Source organism: Roseimicrobium sp. ORNL1, assembly GCF_011044495.1.
In the GTDB taxonomy this organism is placed as follows: domain Bacteria; phylum Verrucomicrobiota; class Verrucomicrobiia; order Verrucomicrobiales; family Verrucomicrobiaceae; genus Roseimicrobium.
In genome coordinates this window covers 5,788,796-5,810,554 of record NZ_CP049143.1, presented here as the reverse complement: position 1 = coordinate 5,810,554, position 21,759 = coordinate 5,788,796, and the positions used below count along the sequence as shown (strand labels likewise).

Here is a 21,759-nt window from a genome sequence, read left to right as displayed (position 1 = left end):
TCTGGAGGCCGTGCAGTCCAGTTCCACCCCTCTTGCCCTCCTGCGCACGGTCAGTGTGCTGTGGTTCGCTGCGGTCGTTCCGCTTTCCGCGTTGCTGCTCATCGTGGCCGTCACTTTTCAAGGGCGGTTGTTCGCAGTCGGTGCCATCTCTCTGGGCATGGTGCCGCTGCTGGCGTGGATGAACCCGGACATCAAGTGGCTGCGTCGCGCAGCACTGGCTTTGCTGCTCGTGTGGATGGGCGTTGCCATCTGGCTGGTGCGTGTGTCACCGAGCGGCAAGCCGCCGACCGGCGCGCGGGTGGAGAATCGTTATGTCGGTGGAAAGTGGAACTACCAGACGCAGGCACTCGGGGCGCTGCTGCCGGAGGTGGACCAGTTCATGTTGGGATTCCGCCTGATGCCGTTTCTGGATCCACTCTTCACACAGAGACAGGCTGGCCCACTAATCAAAGACACACGTGAGATCTATCAGGAGCTTGAAGCTGATTCCGATTCCTATGCCCTGGGTTCCGTGATGCCGGATGCCTACAATGAAATCTGGGGCCTGCCCTTCGACCGTGGACACTACTTCCTCTATGTGCCGCGTTCGCTGGATCGGACGAAGCCCGCACCTGCCCTGGTGTTCCTGCATGGCAGCGGAGGGAGCTTCAAATCGTACACCTGGCTGCTCTCGAAAATCGCGGATGAGCAGGGTGTGGTGATCATTGCACCGAGCTGTGGCCTGGGCAATTGGAAGGCGCCACGTGCACCGCAGATGGTGGTGGAAGCACTCGATGATGCCGCCAAGGTAGTAGCGCTAGACATGGGGCGCATTCATCTCGCGGGACTCTCCAATGGCGGGCTTGGTGTCACCCGCACGCTGGTCTCACCATATGCGAATCGATTCCGCAGTGTGATTCTCTTCTCGCCCGTGTGTGATGATAAGGCGGTGAACTCGGCCCCTTTCGCGGAAAGTTGTCGCGGGAAGCCTGTGCTGGTAATCTCTGGTGAGGAGGATGATCGTGTGCCCATCACCTATGTGAGGCAATGCATGGATGTCATGCGAAGAGCTGGGGTTGAGGTGCAGCTGAGTGCGTATCCGCAGGCGAATCACTTTCTGATGTTCAGCCATCGCGAGCAGTGGAGGGAGGAAATTTCTGCGTGGTTGAAGGGGAAATGAGGCGTCAGCTCGCAAGGAGCGGCACTAGCCTTAGTGCCGGTGGTGGGCAGTTCGGGTGCGGAGCCACTTCGTTGCTTCCCCTTCGTCAATCGTGTGACACGTCAAATCACGATTGTCGCGCACATACGGCACTAGGCTAGTGCCGCTCCCTGCGAGCTGACGCCCTCATTCACGCACCATTCCATTCCTCCATACGGCTACACCTTCTGCAGCCTCTCCCGCAACCCCGTGTACCTCCTGCGTCCTTCACCATTCCGCACGGCGGTGCCGAGAGCCTTCTGCTCACCCACGAGAATCACCAATCGCCGGCCGCGTGTGATCGCGGTGTAGATCAAGCTGCGCTCCAGCATGATGAATTGCGCCATCGCGATGGGGATGATCACACAAGGGAATTCGCTGCCTTGTGATTTGTGGATGGTGATGGCGTAGGCGAGTTGCAGTTCATCGAGTTCGCCCGGCTCGTATTCCACGAGCATGTCATCGAAGGCCACGGTGACCTTCACGGGCTCGCTCTCGATGGTGCGGATGTGGCCGATGTCGCCGTTGAAGACACCCTTGTCGTAGTTGTTGCGGGTCTGGATGACCTTGTCTCCGGCGCGGTACTTGATGCCGAAGCGTTCGACTTCGAACTGCATCTCATTCCCGGCATTGAGTGCGTCCTGCAGCACGTCATTAAAAGCGCGTGTGCCCAGGAGTTGGCGGTTCATGGGGCAGAGCACCTGGATATCCTTCGTGGGGTCGAAACCGTAGCGCGCAGGCAGACGCTCCTTCATGAGCTGCACAATGGTTTGCTGGATTTCCTCACCACTGTTTCGCTCCAGAAAGAAGAAGTCGGCGTCTGCCGAAGGCTTCAGGTCCGGCATCTGTCCGTGATTGATGCTGTGCGCCGCGGTAATGATGCGGCTCTGCGCTGCTTGGCGGAAGATTTCCGTGAGCTTCACCACAGGCACGACACCGCTGGTGATGCAGTCATGCAGCACGGCACCCGCACCCACGCTGGGGAGCTGGTCAGCATCTCCCACCAGTAGCAGGTGGGCTTCCTCCGGCAGAGCGTCCAGCAGGCGGGACATGAGCTGCGTGTCCACCATGGAGCACTCGTCGATGACAAAGAGGTCACCCTCGAGTGGCTTGTTCGCATTGCGTCCCCACACGCCCTCACCCTGGTACTCCAGCAGGCGGTGCAGCGTGCGTGCTTCCAGGCCGGTGCTCTCACCGAGCCGTTGCGCAGCGCGGCCTGTGGGCGCGGCCAGCACGGTGCGCACCTTCTTCGCACGCAGGATGGTGAGTACCGTATTCACAATTGTCGTCTTCCCCACGCCCGGACCACCGGTGATGATGAGCAGGCGCTGGCGGAGTGCTTCCTTCACCGCGCGCTGCTGGCTTTCCGCGAGGGCGAGCCCTGTTTTCTGCTGGCACCAGGCGATGGCCTTCTCGACGTCCATGGCAGGATGCGTAGATGGACGTGAAAGCAGAGTGTGCATGTGCATGGCCACCCGTTTCTCCGCATGATGCAGCAGGGAGAGGAACACACGCTCTTCACCGTCGATACGCTCCTGCACCACTTCTGCACTGGCGAGCAGGCCTTCGAGCTGTGGCTCTACCAGTTCGAGCGGCGCATCGAGCATCTTCGTGGCGGTCTCTATCAGAAGAGGGCGCGGCAGGCACGTGTGACCGGAGCCCGCGGCCTCATCCAGCGCATAGAGAATGCCTGCCCGGATGCGTGGTGGTGCATCCTTCGCCATGCCCATCTGCGCGGCGATCTCGTCCGCCGTCTTGAAACCCACCCCGTGGATGTCTGCGGCGAGGCGGTAGGGATTCTGCTGCAGCACCTGCACCGCCTCCTCCCCGTAGGTTTTGTAAATGCGCAGAGCGCGTGAGGTGCTGATGCCCTGCTCATGGAGGAAGACCATGATGCCGTGCACCGCCTTCTGCTTCATCCACGAGTCGCGGATTTCCTGCCGGCGTTTCTTGCCGATGCCCTCCACTTCCTGCATCCGGGCGGACGTGTTCTCAATGATGTCGAAGACTTCCGTGCCGAACTTGTCCACGATGCGCTTCGCATACTTCTTGCCGATGCCCTCAATGAGGCCGCTGCCGAGATAGTTCACGAGGCCGTCCAGCGACTTCGGCCGGGAGAGCTTCAGGTGCTCCGCCTTGAACTGGCGGCCGTACTCAGCATTTTGCACCCAGGCGCCGCGGGCCTCGATTTCCTCGCCCGGGACCACGCGGGGGGTGTTGCCCAGCAGGGTCACCAGCTCACCGCCCGCCTCCGGACGCACCTTCAGGATGCAGTAGCCGGTCTCCTCTGTGTGGAAGGTCACACGCTCCACCGTGCCGCGCAGGGTCGCGGAGGCTCGAGAGGGGGGAGGGGGCATACACAGACATAGACGAAAAGCGAGAAAGTCGCAAAGCAGGGTAATTCCAGGTCCGGTTTTGCTATTCGCCATTTGCCAGTGGCAGGCATCCAGCTACTCTCCGCGCGCCATGGAAATGCTTGCCGCCCTTAGCGCTTTTGACACGTCTTGGATCAACCAGCCGGAGGCGTGGGTCGCCCTCGTCACCCTCACCGTCATGGAGGTGGTGCTGGGTATCGACAACATCGTCTTCATCAGCATCCTGGTGGACAAGCTGCCCAAGGAACAGCAGCCCAAGGCGCGCTTCATCGGCCTGTCGCTGGCCATGGTCATGCGCATCCTGCTGCTCTTCTCCATCACCTGGGTGATGTCCCTGAAGGATAATCTCTTCAGCGTCATGGGTCACGGCTTCTCCGGGAAGGATCTCATCCTCATCTTTGGTGGTCTGTTCCTCCTGTTCAAGGCCACAAAGGAAATCCATCACAAGATTGAAGGCGATGTCGAGGGCGACGTGGAGGCAAGCGCCCCGAAGCACGCGGCGATGGGGCCCATCCTGGTGCAGATCGCCATGCTGGACATTGTTTTCTCCCTGGACTCCGTCATCACCGCTGCCGGCATGGCGCAGAGCATCATGGTCATGGTCATCGCGGTGATCATTGCGGTGCTCTTCATGATGGCCAGTGCCGGATCGGTGAGTGACTTCATCAACCGCCACCCCACGGTGAAGATGCTCGCGCTGAGCTTCCTCATCCTCATTGGCGTGATGCTCATGATTGAGGGCATAGCCACGGAAAAGGCACACGACCTGCACCTGAAGAACTACATCTACTTCGCCATGGCCTTCTCGGTCTTCGTGGAAATCCTGAATATCCGCGTGGCCAGCAAGAGGGCGAAAAAGCGGGCCGCGCTGAAAGAAGCGAACGCTGCGAAGTAACGGCGGCGCAGGCGATATTTCTTCCCAAGCAAGCGGCGACTGCGGTCGCCGCTTTTTTTATGTGGGTGGGTTGGAGGCGCCTCTCTCGCAAAAAAAAGCCGCGGCATTTGCATGCCGCGGCGCAGGGGATGGTTTTTTTACTTGGGCGAGATCAAGCGATCTCAATGGCACGGGGCTTGGCGGCTTCCTTGACCGGCAGGGTCAGGGTGAGTACGCCGTCCTCGAGCTTGGCGGTAAAGGCGGCATCATCGACCGGGGCATTCACCTTGAGCTGGAGCCCGTAGTTCAGACGGTTGAGCTCGCGATGGAGCGTTTTCCAGCCTTCCTGGACGGTGCTCTGACGCTGCGCCCGAAGTGTGAGGAGCCCGCGCTCGAAGTTGAGGTTCACGTCGCCCTTGCGGACGCCCGGGAGCTCGACGCGCACTTCATACGCATCTTTGCTGGAACGGACATCATAACGAGGAGAGACGAGGTGCTCCGCAGCCGGGGCCGTGCGGGTCGAGGCGGGAGCGCAGTTGGAAGTAGTGCAGGTGTTCATGGATGGGTTTTGAATGAAATGTTGGAAGGGTGGAATGGACTGATGGAAAAATGACGAAGTGGCAGGGGGGCTAGACCGGGAGGAGGCAAGTGAACCGCCCCCCCCCGGGTCAGGTGAGGTTCTGAGGATTCCGTTTACGCGATCTCGATGGTGCGGCCCTTGCGGTCTTCGCCCTTCGGGAGCGTGACCGTGAGGATACCGTCCTCGATCTTCGCGGTAATGGTGTCCCCCTTCACACTTTCCGGCACCGAGATGGAGCGGGTGGAAGTGAAGCTGGACTCCTGCTCGCCGCTCTTGTCCTTCTTGGTCACGGTGACGCTGAGGAGTCGGTCGTTGAGTTCGACCTTCACATCCTCTTTCTTCACACCGGGCACCTCAAAGGAAGCGTAGTAGTTGTCCTTGTCCTCATGGACATCGGCCGCCAGGCGACCCAGCGGAGAGTCCATGCTGAAAAATCGGGACAGCGACGGGAAGCCTGAAAGCGGGTGCTGGAACCAGTCATTGAGGTCCGCACGGGTCAGGCCGAAGGGATTGTAGTTGGTCAGTTTCATGGCATTAAATCGCATTGGTAGTTCGTTGGCTAGTGGTTGCGTATAAAGGGTGCATCGGGCGTGCCAATGGGGGGTGGATTGAATTTGTGTCTGATTCAGAACGATTTAGGCAATTGATGGCGGATAGGTGCCAGATAGGATGTGAGTCTAATTGACTCTTTGGTGGTCTAAGGTGACGCGGGTTAGGTGTGTCAAAATGACGTTTTTGTTGACTCGTTTCGCCGATGCTTTCCTAGCTCCGTAATCCAGCAGGCTTCTCATCTTGTCTTGAAGAGCGGCCATGCAGCTGTCACGCTACACGTGGAAAAAAGCCGGGTTCAGGTCTCCTGCCTTCCGGAGCTCAGGCGTCACACACCGGCAGCAACGTCGTTTCCCCAGCCCGTCCTATGAAAAAGAAACCGGCGACCAAAAAGAAGAAGGGCAAGGGCAACGCAGCCGGGAAGAACAAGAATCCGGCAAAAAAGGCCGCCAAGAAAAAGGCGAAGAAGCAGGGAAAGGAAAAGTCCAGGAAGCCGAAGTCGTCCGGGAGCAAGCGCAATGCCCTCACAGTGGAACGCCGGGAGACGGTGGACCTGCACGAGGTGTCCGGTCTTTGTCTCCGCCGTGGGCTCAAAGCCGAGATGTGGCTCATGGCCATCGGCGATCGGCATGCGCGACTTGCAAGGGCGCGCCTGGCTCATACGCAGTCCCATTCCAAGCCGCGGAAGCTCGACTGGGAATACCTCGACATTGCTGCGTTGCCGGGCTCGAAGATGCCTGCTTCTGACCCGCAAATTGAGGCCATCTGCACCGATGGTACCGGGCGGGTGTTGCTGTTGCAGGAGTCGCCCGCACGAGCGGAACTGGTGGATCTCAATGAAGGTGCGACGGGCGTGGTCGCTTCATTTGACCTGTCCGTGGACGAGTCCTTCGGGAAAATTGCGAAGTCCTGGGCGGACCCCGACGGCTCGCGGGGAGAAGGCGCTGTACTGCTGCCCAACGGACACCTGCTCGTGGCGAAGGAAAAGAAGCCCTCGGCCCTGATTGAGTTTGGCCCGCCTGGGGAGGCGCCACTCGGTATGGGGAAAGGCGGCGCGTTGCGCAATGGCGTGCGTTGGGAGGTGACTACGGGCGACCATGAATATGTGGCGCTGGCTGCGTGGCTGCCGGATGATGCGCTCGCAGAGGCTTGTGAAGACTTCAGCGACCTGGAGGTAGGCCCGGACGGGCATCTCTATCTGCTCAGCGATAAATCCCGGGCGGTGGCTCGGATGGATACGTTGTCCCCAGACAACGACATTGCCTCTTGCGTCGCCACCTGGGACCTCGATGAGGTGGATGGCAAGCCCGAAGGCCTCGCCTTCACGCCGAAGGGGCAGGCAGTCATTGCGCTGGATCAGAAGGACACGGAGGAGAATCTGCTGCTCATGACTCCAGTAATCGCGGCGGAGAGGTAGTCTGCATAAAGAAAGGGAGCGGTAGGGATGGCAGCATTGCCATGCGTGGAAAAACCTGTTGTGCTATGCACATGAAAATTCGTGCTCTGATTTTCACCGTGTGTGGTCTGTTGATGGCATCTCTGTCGGCGCAGGAGACCAACGACAAGAAGGAGACACCCAAGCCCATCGTCTGCGAAGTCGTCACCCAGGAAGGAAAGCCGGTGGTCGGGGCGAAGATTTATCTCAGTTGCCCCGGCTCACGCGATTATGTCCTGGAAGATCCTATTATCGCCCAGGGAGTCACGGATGCGCAGGGCCTTTTCCGTACGAGTTGCACCCCTCCGCCACAGTCGAAGTTCTTTATTGCCTTCGCCGTGGTGGATGCAGGGAAGGATGGGATCGGTCTCGAGATGGTGCCTATCCGTACGCCGTCACAGCATGCGTCACCGGAGAAGCATCGCATCGAGGTGCAGCCGACTGCGGATCTGAAGGGCACCATTCTCACACCGGACGGAAAGCCAGCCGCAGGATTGGAAGTGTGGCTGCAGGGCTTCTGCTTGCAGAAGAAGACATCGGGTCCGGAACCTGGATTCTTTGGAGACATGAGCCGCTTGCCTGGTGACCTGTGGAAGGCGCGCACGGATACGCAGGGAAAATTTGTCATGTCCATGCTGCCACGGAATGCTCATGTTTATCTCAAACATGACGGCTCTCGGTGGGCACAGTTCAAGGGACGGTACCACATCATGGTCGAGCCGCTCGCGAAAGTGGATGGCTCCGAGCCCACGCTGCACCTCGCCGAGCCCGGCGCCATTCGCGGTCGCATCCTTCTGCCGGATGGCAAGCCTGCCGCGGGCAGCGTTGTCTCCATCCTTGAAAGAGACCCCTACGTCACTGCCTACGGTGATGAAGTGAAGGCCAATGATCGCGGGGAATTCATCATCCCGCAGATACCTGCTTCCACCTACAAGGTGCACTACGAAACGCAGCCGCCATATTTTACTCGCTGGATTGGCGCGGAGAAATCCGGAGCCATTGTCAAAGCCGGAGAGGTCACTGACATGGGAGACCTCGTGGTGACGGAAGCGGCCCATATCACGGGTGAAGTGGTGGATGCGGAAACGGGCAAGGTGATAGAGGAACCGCTCACCTTCCGCCTCGCTGCTGGAAAGCATGAGTTGCGTTACCGCTCACAGCGCTATCCCAAGCCGGAATACCATCCCCCGGCAAATGATGATACCGTGGATGTGCAGGTGAAGGGTGGCGAGGAAAAGAAGGTAACTTTCAAGCTTCGTCCGGTGAAGCCGGACGAGTTGGTCGTAGGTGTGGTGCTGGATGAAGAAGGCAAGCCTGCGGCGAATGTCCGTGTGGCCAAGCTGGGTAATGGTGGTGAAAATTTTCCCTCAATGAGGACAACGGACCAGGATGGGAAATTCAAGATGGCGCGTGAACGTGACGCTTCAAATGAGGCAGTGCTCGCATGGACGGATCGCGCGATGTCCCATCCTGAACCGGTGGAGCCTGGCAAAGAACTCACGATCAAGCTTCGTGAAAAGGACTTGGGAAGGGTCAGCGGCATCGTGGTGGACGCAGCGGGCAACCCCATCGCCGACGCGAAGATTCGGTGGAGCGTTCCCCAGCCAGTGTGCCTGTTTGGTCCCGTGCCTCAGCAGGTGAAAAGTGATGTATCCGGGCGTTTCGAGTTTCCTCGCTTTTGGAGCGGGATGGAAGGCGTCAGTTTCTATTGCGAGGCGGAGGCAGGTTTGGGGAATGCGTCCGAGCGAGACGTAAAAGTGCTCAGCGGTGTCATCACGGAACTGAAGTTCGTCATGAATAAAGCTGACAAGGCGGTGTCCGGCTTGTTGGTGGACTCGGAGGGCAAGCCTCTGGCGGGCCTGATGGTCTATGCCAGTGGCACCGGACAACCACGCAATCTCAAAGCCACGACGGATATGGAAGGGCGCTTCCGCATCACCGGAATGGCTCCTGGGCGCGTGCATTTGCGCTCCATCGTGAAGACGGAGGAATTCACCTCGGAAGCGAAGAAGTGGGCGAGTGCCGGGGATACCGGGGTGAAGCTCATTCTGCCAGCCGCCAATGGTGAAGTGAGCGGCACCGTGGTGGATGCCTCGGGCAAACCTGTGGCCATGGCGAAGATGGAATCCTACGGCCGTGGAAGGAAGACTAGCACGGATGAAGCAGGAGCCTTCAAGATGAGCGGCCTGGTGGATGGATGGTTCACCGTGCAGGTGGAGGCGCGCCATGATGACGGAGAACGTGTGGAACTGCGGGAGCGGCTCAAGACCGGCATGAAGAACGCAAAACTCGTGCTGCCTGCGAAGAACCGCGAAGTGGCGGCCTTGCCTGCAGAGCCCGTGGATCTCATCGGCAAACCCGCGCCTCAGGTGGAATACACCAAGTGGGTGAACTGCGAACCGCTGGCGCCGCACGGCCAGGGGAAGGTGCGCATCCTCGACTTCTGGGGCATCGAGTGTGCACCCTGCATCGCCTCCTTCCCGAAAGTGCAGAAGTTTTGGGAAGCGCATAAGGACAAGGACATCGAGATTGTGGCCACCACCTCCTTCTATCCCGAGCAGGAGGTGAAGGAGTTCCTCGCGAAGAATCCGGCTTATACCTTCCCTGTCGCGTTACGCGATGACGATTCCACCGCCGGACGCGACTACGACGTGCGCGGCATTCCCACATATGTAGTCATCGATGCCGCTGGGAAGATCGTGTCCACAGGGCACGATTTTGAGGAAGCAGGGAAGGTGGCGCTGAGGCTGGTGGGGAAGGAGTAGCTTGTGGAGGGCGGGCGATTCTCAGGACGGTTCATCATGAATCTCCTTGCCCGGACTGATCGCTGTTCCGGGCCTCGATCGCTTGCTTGATGCAGTTGATTCCCTCCGCCACACTGACGGTAAAGACGCGGCTAACGACTTGGATTTGGTGTAATGCGCTGGACAAAATGTTTTTCGAGCTCCTTCAAGTGTGGGCGCAGCTCGGGAAATGTCTCCGGTTTGGCGGCGACGGCGATTTTCAGAAACTTTCCGCCGTGTCGAGAGAGCAGTGTGGCATTATTCAACTTGATGCCGTTCGAGAGCGTCATTGCATAAATGCTTTCGAAAGTGAAGGTGTCCGTTTGTGTTGCTGGTTTTCCGGCTGAGACCACGGTGAAGTCATTCTTTCCAGTGAAATCGGCAACCACCTGTTTGTGCGAATGGTTAAACTCGGCCTCCAGATATTCATCGGTCAGGGCTTCGCGATTGCGGTCGTAGATGAACACGGTGACATCGGCGCGCGGTCCCGCCGTGTATGCGAAGGTGGCTGAAGAGCCTGCTCCTGAGCCGTGGTCAGTTGTTTGGAGAAGCCTGAATTTCCCGACTTCGCTTTCCAGGGAATCCACGATGGCTTTGCACGCCTTGTCATCACTCCATGCATGAGGTGCCATGCCGAATATAGCTATGGCGAGCAGCACCATGAAGAATGGGTTGGCAAGAGTCGGGAGGTTCATGAGGTTGGTGATTGTGCGAAAGGGTTTAAGGTGCTGTGCGATGCGCCGGCTGGAAGTGTGCTATCAGGCATTCTTCCTCTCAAACACATACAGCTTCCCGTTCTCCGCCACCTTGAAGCCCGGGCCGGTGAAGCCCAGCTTCATGAGTTCTTTGCGGAGGAATATCATCACACCGGCATGGCTTACGATCAGGGTGTCTTCCTTCACTTGGGTGAGCAGGGTATCGGTGACTTGCTTCACCTTCGCCAGGAACGCTGTTTTGGCGTTGCGCTGGGAGGAGTGGGAGGTCATCCAGGCGAGGCGCAGCACCCATTTCCAGAGCGGGTAGGGGAGCTTCAGATTGCCGGTGCGGAAGGCATCCAGTTGTGGCTCGCGTAGCTCCGGCATCTGCAGGATCTCGCCGGTGAAGGCTGCCTGCGCCGTGGCATAGGCACGCGGAAGGTCACTGGAAATACAGCGGCTCCAGGTAATGCCACCCAAGTCGATCGCGCTCGTGGTGATCTCTGCCTTTTCATAGATTTCACGCCACGCCACGAGATCACCCCACGTGACCCACCCGGTGGGGAAGGGATGTTTCACTTCAAAGTGGCGGATGAGGCCGATGCGGACGGGAGGCATGCAAACGTAAACTGACGGAGAGTACTAGACGGCGGCGCTAGCTTCTCCGAAAATGAAAAGTTGGATGAAGCTAAAGAACAACGCGGCCAGCATCACCAGGATGACCTGACCCCAGTGCCAAGCACGATTGACCTTGAGCACGATGACTGAACCGAGTGCCCCCAATGGGAGCAAGACGCAGGTCCACGAAATGTATCCCGTGGTCACCAAGCCGAAGGCATGGCGGGCCATCAGGTATGACACCAGGTGCACGAGCAGGAGCGCGCCAATAAGCTGCCCTGCCTCCAAGAACTGTCCGGTGCGGACATCCCGCTCGGAACGATGAGTGCTCATGGCGTGTTAGGGAGAGTGTTTCCCGGCCGCTCGCCTTTGACGCGGAAGAGCTCGGCAAGGTCTTCCAACACTTCTGTCGTGGCGTATTTCCACTCGTAAACCCAGGCAGGCATACTTGGCTGCAGAGCGCGAGTGGGGAAAACGGGTTGCTCGATGCGCGACTCCCTAAGCACCAGCGTCGTGGGCGTGCCAAATGACGTCTGGCTGTTCACCTTGATCGGAGTGCCGTAATTGATGAAGCCTTCAAACTCGGAAACAGAGACCCGATTTGCCTGCATCTTCCAGAAGACTGCTCCCACGAATGTGAGACTTGTGCCCAGAAGGAGGGCCAGCACGATCAGGGCGGCGATGCCGAGTTTGGGAGCTCTGTTCGTGGGTATCATGCAGAGAGGGGCCCGCCATCTTCGGCCAGACGGTGGTTGAATCGCAAGCTGAATCCAGCCGTGGACAGGTGCTTGCAATCAAGGAGCAGGCGTAGCTTGAGACCTGTGCCAATTGCCGGAGCGCAGATCCTGTAAAACTTGCTCCGCCGCCAGGCTCCACTCCCGCCACCAGTATTTCATGTGCGAGGCAAGTGTCACATTCGCGAAGACGGGTTTGTCGACCCTTGACTCTGTAAGCACCACGGAGACCCGATTGCCCAAGGCATCTGTACCGGCTGGAATGGGGGTGCCGTAGCTGATGAAGTCTTCGAATTCCATGGACTTTGTCCTGTTGGCCTGCACCTGGTGGTACACCATCGCAAGAAAGCATGCGCCTACGAGCAGCAGGAGACTCATGACAATGATGGCTCCCATGGTGAGTCTGGATCGGTGCGCGGATGAACTCATGGCAGGTGGCAAGCGGCCTTCTGCACCTTGGCGCGTTCGAGCGCAAGGCGGCAAGACTATTTCTGAGGGGGAGGGAGGAGCATTGCCCGGGCATGGCCGTTGTACTCCGTGCACTGCCCTGTTTTCGAAGTGCCTTGCTGTGTGGCACTTGCCCTTCCTCCAGTCACGGGTTAGCAATAGGGTGTGATGTGGGAGTTTGTACAGACGCACTGGAATCATGCCGTGGAGATCCTGCTCCTGGCCGTGCTGCTGTATCAGGGCTACCGTTTCCTGCGGGCGACGCGTGGGGCGCGCATCCTCACCGGTCTGCTGGTGCTGCTACTGGGGCTGGCGCTCGTGTCCCAGCTCCTGAAGCTGGAGGTCATCACGTGGTTGTTGAAGGGCTTTGTCACCTTCTTTGCCATCGCCCTGGTCGTGATTTTCCAGCCGGAGCTGCGCCGTCTGCTGGCGGAACTGGGCAGCCATCGGTTCTTTTCCTTCAATGGCTCGGAGGAGGCCAGCCTGGACAACCTCATTGAGGCCATGGTCCAGCTCTCGCACCGTCGCTGTGGGGCACTCTTCGCCATCCAGCGTGGCATTGAGCTGAAGCCCTTTGCCGAGAGCGGCGTGTCCCTGGACGCGAAGATTTCCACCGAACTCATCGGCACCATCTTCCACCCCAAGACACCGCTGCATGACGGCGGCATGGTGGTGGAGCAGGGGCGCATTGTGGCGGCGGGGTGTGTGTTTCCCGTGAGCCAGAAGGATCTGCCGGATCGCAGCATCGGCCTGCGGCACCGCGCTGGGCTGGGCATCACCGAGGAGACGGACGCCGTGGCCCTCGTGGTGAGTGAGGAAACCGGTGCGCTTTCCCTTTGCTACAAAGGGAAGCTGGAACATAATCTGGAACCTGATGAGCTGCGCGAGCGGCTGCAACGCATCCTGGTCTATGGCGAGGACGACAACACCCGAAACGAATCCGAATCTGGAAAGGCTGAGGAAGCTCGGTCCCAAGGTTAAGGGCTGGATCGTGAATGACTGGGAAGCCAAGCTGGTGTCCCTGGTCCTTGCTTTCCTGCTCTGGTACGTGGTGAATGACCAGGCCCGCACAGACCGCCGACCCGGTCCGCAGCCGCTGCCGAGCTTCCGTACGGATTAGGCGTGAGTGCCAATGTAGAAGGCTTCTCCAGAAGACTTGAGTCAGGGGTGATGGAACGATTGGGAAACCACTAATAGGCACTAACGAACACTAATGGTTTGCCTGCGGGAGGTGGGTGGCTCTGTGTTGCTTGGACCTTGGATGGTGAAGCCAACAAAGTCCCCCCGTGGCATTCACCATGGCGTCCCGTGGTGGGCCCGCCCATGTGCTCTCAAAATTAGTGTTCATCAGTGTCCATTAGTGGTTTTTCCCACTCCACCACCCCGCGGGACCACATATGACACCCACCGCCTCATCCCATTAGCGAACGTTAGCGTCCATCAGCGGTCCCTCTGCCAGGTCCGCTTCCTCCGCTCACCGGTGCACCGACCTTTGACTTGCCGCCCTTTTCGGGGTAAAACCGCGCCCTCATGGCTTCAGCGAAGAGGAAATACTTTGGCACGGACGGCATCCGCGGTGTGGCGAACTCACACCCGATGACGCCCGAGTTTGTGATGCGTCTCGGTCAGGCTGCCGCGAAGGTGCTGGCCATGGAGGCGGAGAAGGCAGGCATCCGGCCGAAGTGTATTGTGGGTCGCGACACCCGGCTCTCGGGAGACATGATCGAAACCGCCCTCACCGCAGGACTCACCTCCATGGGAGTGGACGTAGTGCTGTGCGGTGTGGTGCCCACCCCGGCTGTGGCACTGATTGCCCGCCAGGAAAAGGCAGCCATGGGCGCCATCGTTTCCGCCTCGCACAATCCCTACAAGGATAATGGTGTGAAGTTCGTGGACGGCGGCGGGCACAAGCTCACCGATGCCCAGGAGCTGATGATCGAGGCTGCGTTTGAGAACGACGATGTGCTCAGTCACCGGGCCGCCGCCACCGGCATCGGCCGCGTTTCACGCATGGACAATGCCCCCGAGCGCTTCATCGCACATGCCGTGGCCACCATGCATAATCGCCGCTTGGATGGCATGAAGATCGCGCTGGATAACGCGAACGGTGCCGCCTACGTCACCACTACGGAGACGCTCAAGCGACTCGGCGCGGAGGTGGAGGTCTTCCACTCCTCACCCGATGGCGTGAATATCAACCGCGACTGCGGCTGCACGCATCCCGAGTACATCGAAGCGCTCGTGAAGGAAACAGGCGCCTACGTGGGCGTGGCTCACGATGGTGATGCCGACCGTGTGGTGCTGGTGGATGAGACCGGGTCTGCCCTGAGCGGGGATGAGTACATCGCCATCGTCGTCGCCTCCATGCTCCGCAAGGGTACCCTGCGTGAGAGCACCGTGGCTGTGACCACCATGAGCAACTTCGGCCTGGACGAACTGGTCACCGGCCTCAAGGGCAAAGTCATCCGCACGGACGTGGGCGACCGCTATGTCATCGCCGCCATGCGTCAACACGGGTTGAACTTTGGCGCGGAGGAGAGCGGACACATCGTCTTCTTCGACCACACCACCACGGGCGATGGCCTCATCGCGGCACTGCAGGTGCTGAAGATCATGGTGGAGACCGGCGAACCGCTCAGCGAACTGCGCAAGGTCCTGAGCCCCTTCCCCCAGGCAAAGCGCAATCTCCGTGTGAAAGCCAAGCCTCCCGTGGAGGAGTTGGTGGACGCGCAATTGCTCGTCAAAGAGACGGAGAAAAAACTCGCCAGCCTCGGTCGCGTGCTTTTGCGCTACTCCGGTACCGAGTCCCTCATCCGCCTCCTCATCGAAGGTCGCGACCCCGAGTACATCGAGGCCCAGGCCGAGCGAATTGCCGAAGCGATCAAGGCGCAGATTGGCGAGTAGCGAGGTGCGGCTCTTAGGTTCCACGGTGTGGCGGGCAAGGCGGTGAACGTGCTTGTGCTTCTTGTGCAATCAGCCAGTTTCTCGACCATGGAATGGACCCCCTTGACCATCTTCATCTTTCTATTTTCCGGCACCGCCGGTGTCCTAGCCTATGGGCTTTTGAAGCGGCCTGTGTGGATGTGGTATCTGGGCTGGTGGATGTTCTACCTCTTTGCCATCTACTTCGGGGACGGATTCATTGCTATGTTTACCCACATGCGAGATACGAAGGATCTCGCCATGTCCCTCTTATGGTTGGTCGGTGGGTTCCTCATTTGGATCGTCGGGGTCAGGTGGTGGTCCAAAAACCGCCATCAGTTTGGAAGAAGCACGGACGCTCAAAAGGGAAAGTAGTCCGCCGAGCCTCGGCGGTCCGAAGATAGATCTTCACCCGCAATCATCGGGTCGAGCCACAAAATAAGGGGCCATGGCAGCTGGCACGCATTCACGCTGGCATCGTCCGCGCATTTCTGCACAGAATGCAGTCATGCGTTCCGCCGCTCCCCTGCTGTCTTCCTCTTTTCCCCTGAGACTCGCTGCGCTCGCTAGCTGCGTATTTCTACCCCTCGCCAGCACGCCTGCCCAGTCCCAGCCTGTGATGGAGAAGCCCGCCGCCGGTGAGCCCGGCTGGTTTCCCTTCCACATTTCCGCGTTCGATGACACGCCAGCCCTGCTGGATCTTTCCTTCCTGAACGAGACCCCTGCGGGCAAGCATGGTTTCATCCAGGCGAAAGGCGAGACCCTCGTGGATGATCGTGGCACCCCGTGGCGCTACTTCGGCACGAACCTCACCGCCGCGTCTTGCTTCCCCACGGACGAGGAGGCTGTGAAGCTCGCGGGACACTTCGCCAAGTGTGGCATCAACCTCGTGCGCTTCCACTTCATGGACGCAAACTGGAGCGGCACCCAGCTCGTGCGCAAGGATGGCAAACCCGGCCTGAACGAGGAAGCCCTCGCACGGCTCGACTTCTTCTTCGCTGAACTCAAGAAGCGCGGCATCTACGCGAACCTCAATCTCCATGTAGGCCGCAAGTACGACGACCAGCCCGCGGGCGCGCCGGACATGAGCAAGGGCATCGATAACATTTATCCACCCTATGTGGAGGCATTGAAACAGTATGCGCGTGACCTCCTGCAGCACGTGAACCCCCACACCGGTCTCGCTTACCGCGATGACCCCGCCGTGGCGATTGTAGAGGTGAACAACGAAAATACTCTGCTCTTCAACGCCTGGTGGCCGGCAAAAGTAAAGGGTGCAGTGCACGACTCCGTGCTGAAGCAGTGGAACGAATCCCTCGCGAAGAAGCATGGCGACGATGACGCCAGCCTGCGCGCGAAATGGGGCACACGCATGGCGGACGATGGGCCGAACATCATCGGCAATCCCACCTTCACGGAGAACGCCAAGGGCTGGTGGCTCGACAATCAAGGCGGTGCCGAGGCGAAACTCTCACCCGCACCTGATGGCAAAGGCGTGCGTATCACCGCGACCAAGGCTGGTCCGGCGAACTGGCACACACAGCTCCTTTGGGCGGGACTGCAGATTGAGTCTGGCAAGACCTACCGCTTCCGCTTTCGTGCGCGGGCGGAGAAGCCAGCGAAGATCTACGCCAGCGCCCAACAGTCCGTGGCGCCCTACGGCATGTCTGGTTTGTGGACATTGATCGATGTGGGCCCAGAGTGGAAGGACTACCTCTATATTTTCACCGCGAAGGATGCACAACCTGGGAAGGTGAACCTCGCCTTCGGCCCCAATCAAAACACCGGCTGGTTTGAATTCACCGACGTGAAGCTGGATGCCTATACCGATGGCTTCCTGCCCAATGAGGCCAGCCTCGCCAAGGGAAACATTCCGCTCCCCGATGAGAATGCGAACAAAGCCGTGCAGCGTGAGTACTTCGAATTCCTCGCGGACAAAGAACTCGCCTATGCAAAGGAGATGCACCGCTTCCTCAAGGAGGATCTGAAGGTGAAGTGCCTTGTATCACACTCTCACATCTTCTTTGGTGCGCTGCTTGGCGTCCGGCGTGAGGCCATCGTGAGTGACGTGGTGAATGCCAACGCCTACTGGCATCATCCTTCCTTCCCCGGCGGTCAGTGGGATCCAAAGAACTGGGAGGTGAATCAGGAAGTGCTTTCGCAGAATCCCGTGGGAGGTGTGCTTTCCGAGTTGGCAGTGCAGCGCCCCACCGGCAAACCGTTTGCCCTCACCGAGTGGGACATTCCTGCGCCCATTGATTCCCTGGCGGAAGGTCTGCCGCTCGTGGCCGCCGTAGCTGCGTATCAGGGCTGGTCCGGCATCACACTCTACACCTTCGCTCATGGTCGCGAGGATTTCACGGCAGACCATTTCCACAGCTACTTCAACTTCCAGGCACATCCTGCCAAGCGCGCCGGCATTCCCTTCGCTGCGCTCCTCTTCCGTACAGGCGCCGTGGATGCTGGCAAGCAGCGCGCCATCCTCACGCTCACCGCCGCTTCACTTCTGGATGACATCGCCGAGTTCAAGGGCGGCGTCTGGGCAAACTGGCGTCGTTTCTATGAGAAGGCCAACAACGACGGCTCGCTTGCCCTGAAGCGGCAGACCGCTGTGCGCATCGTGGAGGAGGGGAGCACTGCACCCGAACTGAAGAACCCCGTGGAGAAGAGCGCACCCGCTGTCTCGGACAATGGCGAAATCAGATGGGGTGCTGCAGACAAGATTGCCACGGTGGTATCGCCGCATGTCATCTTCACTTCCGGCAGTCTTGGCGCCAAGACACACAACCTCGGCCCCTGCTCAGTGAACGTGGCCCCCCTGTCTGGCGATGGCTTCGGCGTGTGGGGTCTCATTGCCATGGACGGGAAGCCCCTGGAGAAATCCAAGAAGCTCCTCTGCATGGCCCTCCGCCGCGCCGAGAATGAAGGCATGGGCTGGCGCGCCGACCGCAAGACCGTGGGTGACAAATGGGGCAAGGCCCCTTCTCTCGTGCTTGGTTTCGAAGGAAAGGTCTTCCTCCCCGGCGGTGAAAAAACCAACTGGAAAGTCAGCGCGCTAGGCCCCGATGGCCAGCCCACCAAGGTCGTCTCCACCAAGAGCAATGAGTTCCCCATGTCCCCCGAATCGGGGACGGTATGGTGGGTGGCGGAGAGGGAATGACTGCCGCTCAGGAAAAGAGCTCAAGGGTGAAATCAGAAATCCGTGAAAGGAGAATTCCACGGCCTGTCATTCGGGCCAATCTTGCGGAAGGCTCTCATCTGCGTCTTCCCCAGAAGCTTGGCAACGCGATAGCGAGGCGTGAGGCCCTTATCCTCTCGGAAGGGGGAAAGGTCGAATGGCTCCAGGGAAACCTGGCCGTTTCTCTCGATAAATTTGATCACCTTCTTTACGTGCGGATCGGTGCAATCATCTAATGCTACAATACCTCCGTCCGATAGCAGCCGGATCGCGAAATACAGGTCCACGAATACATCCTCAAAAATGTGCGAACCATCGATGTAGATAATATCGAAGGTCACACCCTTCTCTATCAGCGCCGGCATGGCGAGGCAGGAAGGTTTTTCCATGAGTTCAAAAAATCCGCTCAACCCCGCCTTCTCGATGACAACCGCGCCGGCGGAATCCCAAGTGCAGCTCTGAAAAGGATCAATCGCCACGTGCTGCTGTGCAGGGGCTACTTTGTTTTCGCGATGACACGCCGTAAAGAGCAGCCCGGAACCCCCGAACGCCAGGCCGACTTCCAGCGTCCGTTTCGGTTTCAGGCTGGTGCAGAGATTCTTGAGCGTCACCAGATTGTTCACCGTGGAAACGGCCACCAAGGTGGGGAAGTTCTTGGAGCGTCCGCGCGTTTCTCCGCTTTTGAGCATGGCGACAAGCTCGGGGCAGAAGTCCAGGTGGGTGGTGTCGTCCATGAACTGGGGTTGGATGCGTGGGAGGAATGCCTGCGGCACTGCGGATTGGTCGTTTCAGGTATAGGTGGTCATGGTGGACCGCAAGCTGAAATCGGTGTCAGACACGTTTGACATTTTTCAAGAACGCCGGTTCCATTCTCCTTCATGAACACGCATTGCCGCCGTTCCGTATTGTTCCTGATGGTTGCGGTCCTGTGCCCCACTGCCTGCCGCACTATCTACTACGGGGCGATGGAGAAGATTGGCTTTGAGAAGCGTGATCTTCTCGTCCGCGCCGTGAGGAACGCGAAGGCCAAGCATAAGGAAGCGGGTGGTGAATACCGCGATGCCCTGCAACAGCTCCAGGCTGTCTATGGCCGCAGCGGTAGCAATCTGGAAAAGGCGTATGACAAGCTCAATGCGGAATACCTCGCGTGTGATGGAGCAACCAAGATCGTGAAACACCGCGTTGATGAGATGGATCGCGTGGCCTCAGATCTCTTCAAGGAATGGCAGAAGGAAATCGGCACCATGAGTGATGTCTCACTCGCAGGGTCCAGCCAGGCGAAGCTCACCGAAACCAAGGCCAGATTTGCCGAGCTCTCCAGCGCCCTGCACAGTTCCTACAACGCCATGCCTCCCGTGCTGGACAAGCTGCGCGACCACACCCTCTACCTGAAGCACAACCTCAATGCCGAAGCCCTCGGAGCCCTCCGCGGCAAGGCAGATGTCATCCAGTCAGATATCCAGGCCCTGCTGGAACGCATGAACCGCGCGATTGCAGAAGCGGACACGTTTGTGAAGACGATGAATTAGGAGAGTTGCGAGCAATTCGCTCTTCACTCACCGCTCACCAGGTCATCCAGCGTCAGCACGAGCCGGACACCGGAACGCATTTCACGCACGGCGACTTCATACCAGCCCACCATCTGCACGGGCTGGTAACGGATGCCCTTGTACCACAGCGGACGCTTCGAAACCACCCGGTCAATGACACGTTCGTAGTTCGACAGGGGCAGCTTGCGCCCGCGGCGCCGGTTCCATTTGCGCTCGCGTGCTACGTTTTCGTAGCCTGGGGGGCGGTTTTCGAAGTCGAGCAGCGAGCGGGCGCGCCCATGGAGTACCGCAAGGGCATGCTCCACCGTAGTCGCATCGCCCATGGTCTCCACCGCGGACGCGAAAGGCGTGGCAATTTCTCGTGCTGCACCTCGCAGGCTGCGCATCTGTCCGTCGCGGCATAGCCAGTCGGTGGCATTCACATCGGCCGTGAAAGGATTGCGCGGGTAGCAATCCATGCGCGCCAGCCAGCCTTTCCGGCTGGTGTGCTTGCGCGGTTTGTAGCCTTCAATGACGGGGATGCTGCGCTCGGTGAGCTGCGTCAGCTCATAGCTCTTCCACGTCATGACCTCGTAAGAAACGCCAATGGCCGTGCTCACCGCTGCAGCCATCAGCTCGGGGTCTGGAGTGAAGTCCACTGTGATTTCAATGCGCCCATCTCGTGGGCGCACGCCCACGCCGGTGCTCTCACGATTTGCTGCCAGCAGCATGGTTGGCAGCGGCAGCATGTGGCAGAGCAGGAGGGCCAGCTTTCCCACACTGCGAGTCGCGCTTTCATAGGCTGCCGGAAAAGACACATTGTAGTGTGCACTGAATCCGCAAAGGTCCAATCGCTGGCCTCGCACCCTTTCCAGCACATCGAGTTCACCGCGGATGTAGTGAATTTGTTCCCACAGCGAGTGCACGGCTCGCAGGCAGCAGCCGGGTCCCACTTCAATGATGGGCGTGGCGACTTCGATCACCCCCGTATCAAAGTATACCGCACCTCCTGTGGGCAATTGATAGGACTTCCCCGTGCGGGGCAGCATGGATGCGCGCACAAAGTCCCGCGGGTCACGGAAGATCATCTCCGGCCGCCGGGGCTTGCCGTCGACCAGCAGCGTGAACTCCGCCTCCAGCCCAATCACCGGCACGGGCGGGTTTTGTGCGGGGCGGCGGTCGTACTTGGAGCGGCTCGGGTGATGTTTCTTGCTCTTCACTCGCTAGATCATTCGCCGCTGCCGGGCTTTTCAGCCTGAGTTAGTCTTCACCGATTTTCCGTGGCGTGATGCTCACATAGCCGATGTCCACGTGGAGATGGTCATCGGTCTCACCCTCGCCGATGCCATACGGTGCCACATAGACCTCCGCCCCCAAAGTGGCAAAGATTTGACCATATTTCTCAATCGACTCGCGATCATCGAGATAGCAGTCGCCCACCCGGTAGATGTCGGCCGCGGTGCCCCAGTTGTGCACACCGGGCATTTTCGTCAGACGATGGGACGGCGAGCGGTAGCCACCGTTGGCGCTGATGTAGACTTTTTCGTCCCCTGCTTTTTCCCGGAAGTCCTCCAGGTAACGGGCCAGCACACCCACCGCCAGCGGCACGTAGTGGGGCGGATGCCGCAGCAGCCCCTCAGACTCCAGGCAGTCCACCATCATGAGCTCCGCCAGGGCGAAGTGGGGCGTGAGCATCGTGTTTTTTGCCTGCTGCCAGCTTCCCACCTCGTAAAAGAAGCGCGGGAGCCTGCGCTTCACCCCTTCTCCGCATTCGACCAGAACACCCGGTTGCAGCAGGGTGCGGTAGCGCTCCGGAAGGTCGTTTCCGGATACGATGCGGAGCTCAGTCTGATTGGCCATGGG

The 21,759-nt window shown here is 59.3% G+C and carries 21 protein-coding genes; 10 read left to right on the top strand and 11 right to left on the bottom strand.

All coding sequences use genetic code 11. The features are described 5' to 3' along the window. Nucleotides 1-10 precede the first annotated feature (10 nt). Entirely contained in the window at nucleotides 11-1,159 is a 1,149-nt protein-coding gene (locus G5S37_RS23415) for a prolyl oligopeptidase family serine peptidase (RefSeq protein WP_165207209.1), read from the top strand. 197 nt (nucleotides 1,160-1,356) lie between these two features. On the opposite strand, the gene G5S37_RS23410 is transcribed toward G5S37_RS23415, so the two are convergent. Beyond that, nucleotides 1,357-3,534 (bottom strand): ATP-dependent RecD-like DNA helicase, encoded by a 2,178-nt coding sequence (locus tag G5S37_RS23410; RefSeq protein WP_165207207.1) that lies wholly within the window; start codon nucleotides 3,532-3,534, stop codon nucleotides 1,357-1,359. A gap of 109 nt (nucleotides 3,535-3,643) precedes the next feature. Between G5S37_RS23410 and G5S37_RS23405 the strand changes: the two genes are divergently transcribed. Continuing rightward, entirely contained in the window at nucleotides 3,644-4,447 is an 804-nt protein-coding gene (locus G5S37_RS23405) for a TerC family protein (protein ID WP_165207205.1), read from the top strand. A 151-nt stretch (nucleotides 4,448-4,598) separates the two neighbouring features. Here G5S37_RS23405 and G5S37_RS23400 read toward each other — a convergent pair whose 3' ends face one another. Then, nucleotides 4,599-4,985: an Hsp20/alpha crystallin family protein gene (locus tag G5S37_RS23400; RefSeq protein ID WP_165207203.1), complete on the bottom strand. Its 387-nt coding sequence runs from the start codon at nucleotides 4,983-4,985 to the stop codon at nucleotides 4,599-4,601. A 134-nt stretch (nucleotides 4,986-5,119) separates the two neighbouring features. Then, a complete protein-coding gene (locus G5S37_RS23395; protein WP_165207201.1) occupies nucleotides 5,120-5,536 on the bottom strand; it encodes an Hsp20/alpha crystallin family protein in 417 nt (138 codons plus the stop codon). Between the two features lie 386 nt (nucleotides 5,537-5,922). On the opposite strand from G5S37_RS23395, the gene G5S37_RS23390 reads away from it, so the two are divergent. Together G5S37_RS23390 and G5S37_RS23385 are read left to right on the top strand one after the other, a co-directional pair. Continuing rightward, nucleotides 5,923-6,972: a hypothetical protein gene (locus G5S37_RS23390; RefSeq protein WP_165207199.1), complete on the top strand. Its 1,050-nt coding sequence runs from the start codon at nucleotides 5,923-5,925 to the stop codon at nucleotides 6,970-6,972. Nucleotides 6,973-7,043: 71 nt separating this feature from the next. Further along, nucleotides 7,044-9,755 (top strand): carboxypeptidase regulatory-like domain-containing protein, encoded by a 2,712-nt coding sequence (locus tag G5S37_RS23385; protein WP_165207197.1) that lies wholly within the window; start codon nucleotides 7,044-7,046, stop codon nucleotides 9,753-9,755. 131 nt (nucleotides 9,756-9,886) lie between these two features. On the opposite strand, the gene G5S37_RS23380 is transcribed toward G5S37_RS23385, so the two are convergent. The 5 genes from G5S37_RS23380 to G5S37_RS23360 form a co-directional block, all read right to left on the bottom strand. Then, nucleotides 9,887-10,468 carry a hypothetical protein gene (locus G5S37_RS23380; RefSeq protein ID WP_165207195.1) on the bottom strand — a complete coding sequence of 194 codons (582 nt, stop codon included), beginning with the start codon at nucleotides 10,466-10,468 and terminating at the stop codon, nucleotides 9,887-9,889. Between the two features lie 63 nt (nucleotides 10,469-10,531). Further along, nucleotides 10,532-11,086: a histidine phosphatase family protein gene (locus G5S37_RS23375; RefSeq protein WP_165207193.1), complete on the bottom strand. Its 555-nt coding sequence runs from the start codon at nucleotides 11,084-11,086 to the stop codon at nucleotides 10,532-10,534. Between the two features lie 24 nt (nucleotides 11,087-11,110). Continuing rightward, nucleotides 11,111-11,419 carry a hypothetical protein gene (locus G5S37_RS23370; RefSeq protein WP_165207191.1) on the bottom strand — a complete coding sequence of 103 codons (309 nt, stop codon included), beginning with the start codon at nucleotides 11,417-11,419 and terminating at the stop codon, nucleotides 11,111-11,113. Beyond that, entirely contained in the window at nucleotides 11,416-11,802 is a 387-nt protein-coding gene (locus G5S37_RS23365; protein ID WP_165207189.1) for a hypothetical protein, read from the bottom strand. Before G5S37_RS23365 ends, G5S37_RS23370 begins: the two co-directional genes overlap by 4 nt. A 78-nt stretch (nucleotides 11,803-11,880) precedes the next feature. Then, complete coding sequence (locus G5S37_RS23360) at nucleotides 11,881-12,249, bottom strand: hypothetical protein (RefSeq protein WP_165207187.1); 369 nt, start codon at nucleotides 12,247-12,249, stop codon at nucleotides 11,881-11,883. A gap of 186 nt (nucleotides 12,250-12,435) precedes the next feature. Between G5S37_RS23360 and cdaA the strand changes: the two genes are divergently transcribed. From cdaA to G5S37_RS23340, 5 genes are all read left to right on the top strand, one after another. Next, on the top strand, nucleotides 12,436-13,248 hold the full coding sequence (gene cdaA, locus G5S37_RS23355; RefSeq protein ID WP_165207185.1) for a diadenylate cyclase CdaA: 813 nt from the start codon (nucleotides 12,436-12,438) through the stop codon (nucleotides 13,246-13,248). A gap of 10 nt (nucleotides 13,249-13,258) precedes the next feature. Further along, nucleotides 13,259-13,387, top strand: a complete 129-nt coding sequence (locus G5S37_RS32745; RefSeq protein ID WP_276616981.1) for a hypothetical protein — start codon at nucleotides 13,259-13,261, stop codon at nucleotides 13,385-13,387. Between the two features lie 410 nt (nucleotides 13,388-13,797). Continuing rightward, nucleotides 13,798-15,171, top strand: a complete 1,374-nt coding sequence (gene glmM / locus G5S37_RS23350; protein ID WP_165207183.1) for a phosphoglucosamine mutase — start codon at nucleotides 13,798-13,800, stop codon at nucleotides 15,169-15,171. An 87-nt stretch (nucleotides 15,172-15,258) separates the two neighbouring features. Beyond that, complete coding sequence (locus tag G5S37_RS23345; protein WP_165207181.1) at nucleotides 15,259-15,564, top strand: hypothetical protein; 306 nt, start codon at nucleotides 15,259-15,261, stop codon at nucleotides 15,562-15,564. A gap of 133 nt (nucleotides 15,565-15,697) precedes the next feature. Next, complete coding sequence (locus tag G5S37_RS23340) at nucleotides 15,698-18,349, top strand: carbohydrate binding domain-containing protein (RefSeq protein WP_165207179.1); 2,652 nt, start codon at nucleotides 15,698-15,700, stop codon at nucleotides 18,347-18,349. A 32-nt stretch (nucleotides 18,350-18,381) separates the two neighbouring features. Here G5S37_RS23340 and G5S37_RS23335 read toward each other — a convergent pair whose 3' ends face one another. Continuing rightward, complete coding sequence (locus tag G5S37_RS23335; protein ID WP_165207177.1) at nucleotides 18,382-19,101, bottom strand: class I SAM-dependent methyltransferase; 720 nt, start codon at nucleotides 19,099-19,101, stop codon at nucleotides 18,382-18,384. Between the two features lie 144 nt (nucleotides 19,102-19,245). Here G5S37_RS23335 and G5S37_RS23330 point away from each other — a divergent pair, with 144 nt between their 5' ends. Further along, nucleotides 19,246-19,896 carry a DUF2959 family protein gene (locus G5S37_RS23330; protein WP_165207175.1) on the top strand — a complete coding sequence of 217 codons (651 nt, stop codon included), beginning with the start codon at nucleotides 19,246-19,248 and terminating at the stop codon, nucleotides 19,894-19,896. A 23-nt stretch (nucleotides 19,897-19,919) separates the two neighbouring features. On the opposite strand, the gene G5S37_RS23325 is transcribed toward G5S37_RS23330, so the two are convergent. Both G5S37_RS23325 and G5S37_RS23320 read right to left on the bottom strand, forming a co-directional pair. Then, on the bottom strand, nucleotides 19,920-21,116 hold the full coding sequence (locus tag G5S37_RS23325; RefSeq protein WP_165207173.1) for a hypothetical protein: 1,197 nt from the start codon (nucleotides 21,114-21,116) through the stop codon (nucleotides 19,920-19,922). 40 nt (nucleotides 21,117-21,156) lie between these two features. Further along, nucleotides 21,157-21,756, bottom strand: a complete 600-nt coding sequence (locus tag G5S37_RS23320) for a hypothetical protein (RefSeq protein WP_165207171.1) — start codon at nucleotides 21,754-21,756, stop codon at nucleotides 21,157-21,159. Nucleotides 21,757-21,759: the final 3 nt, after the last annotated feature.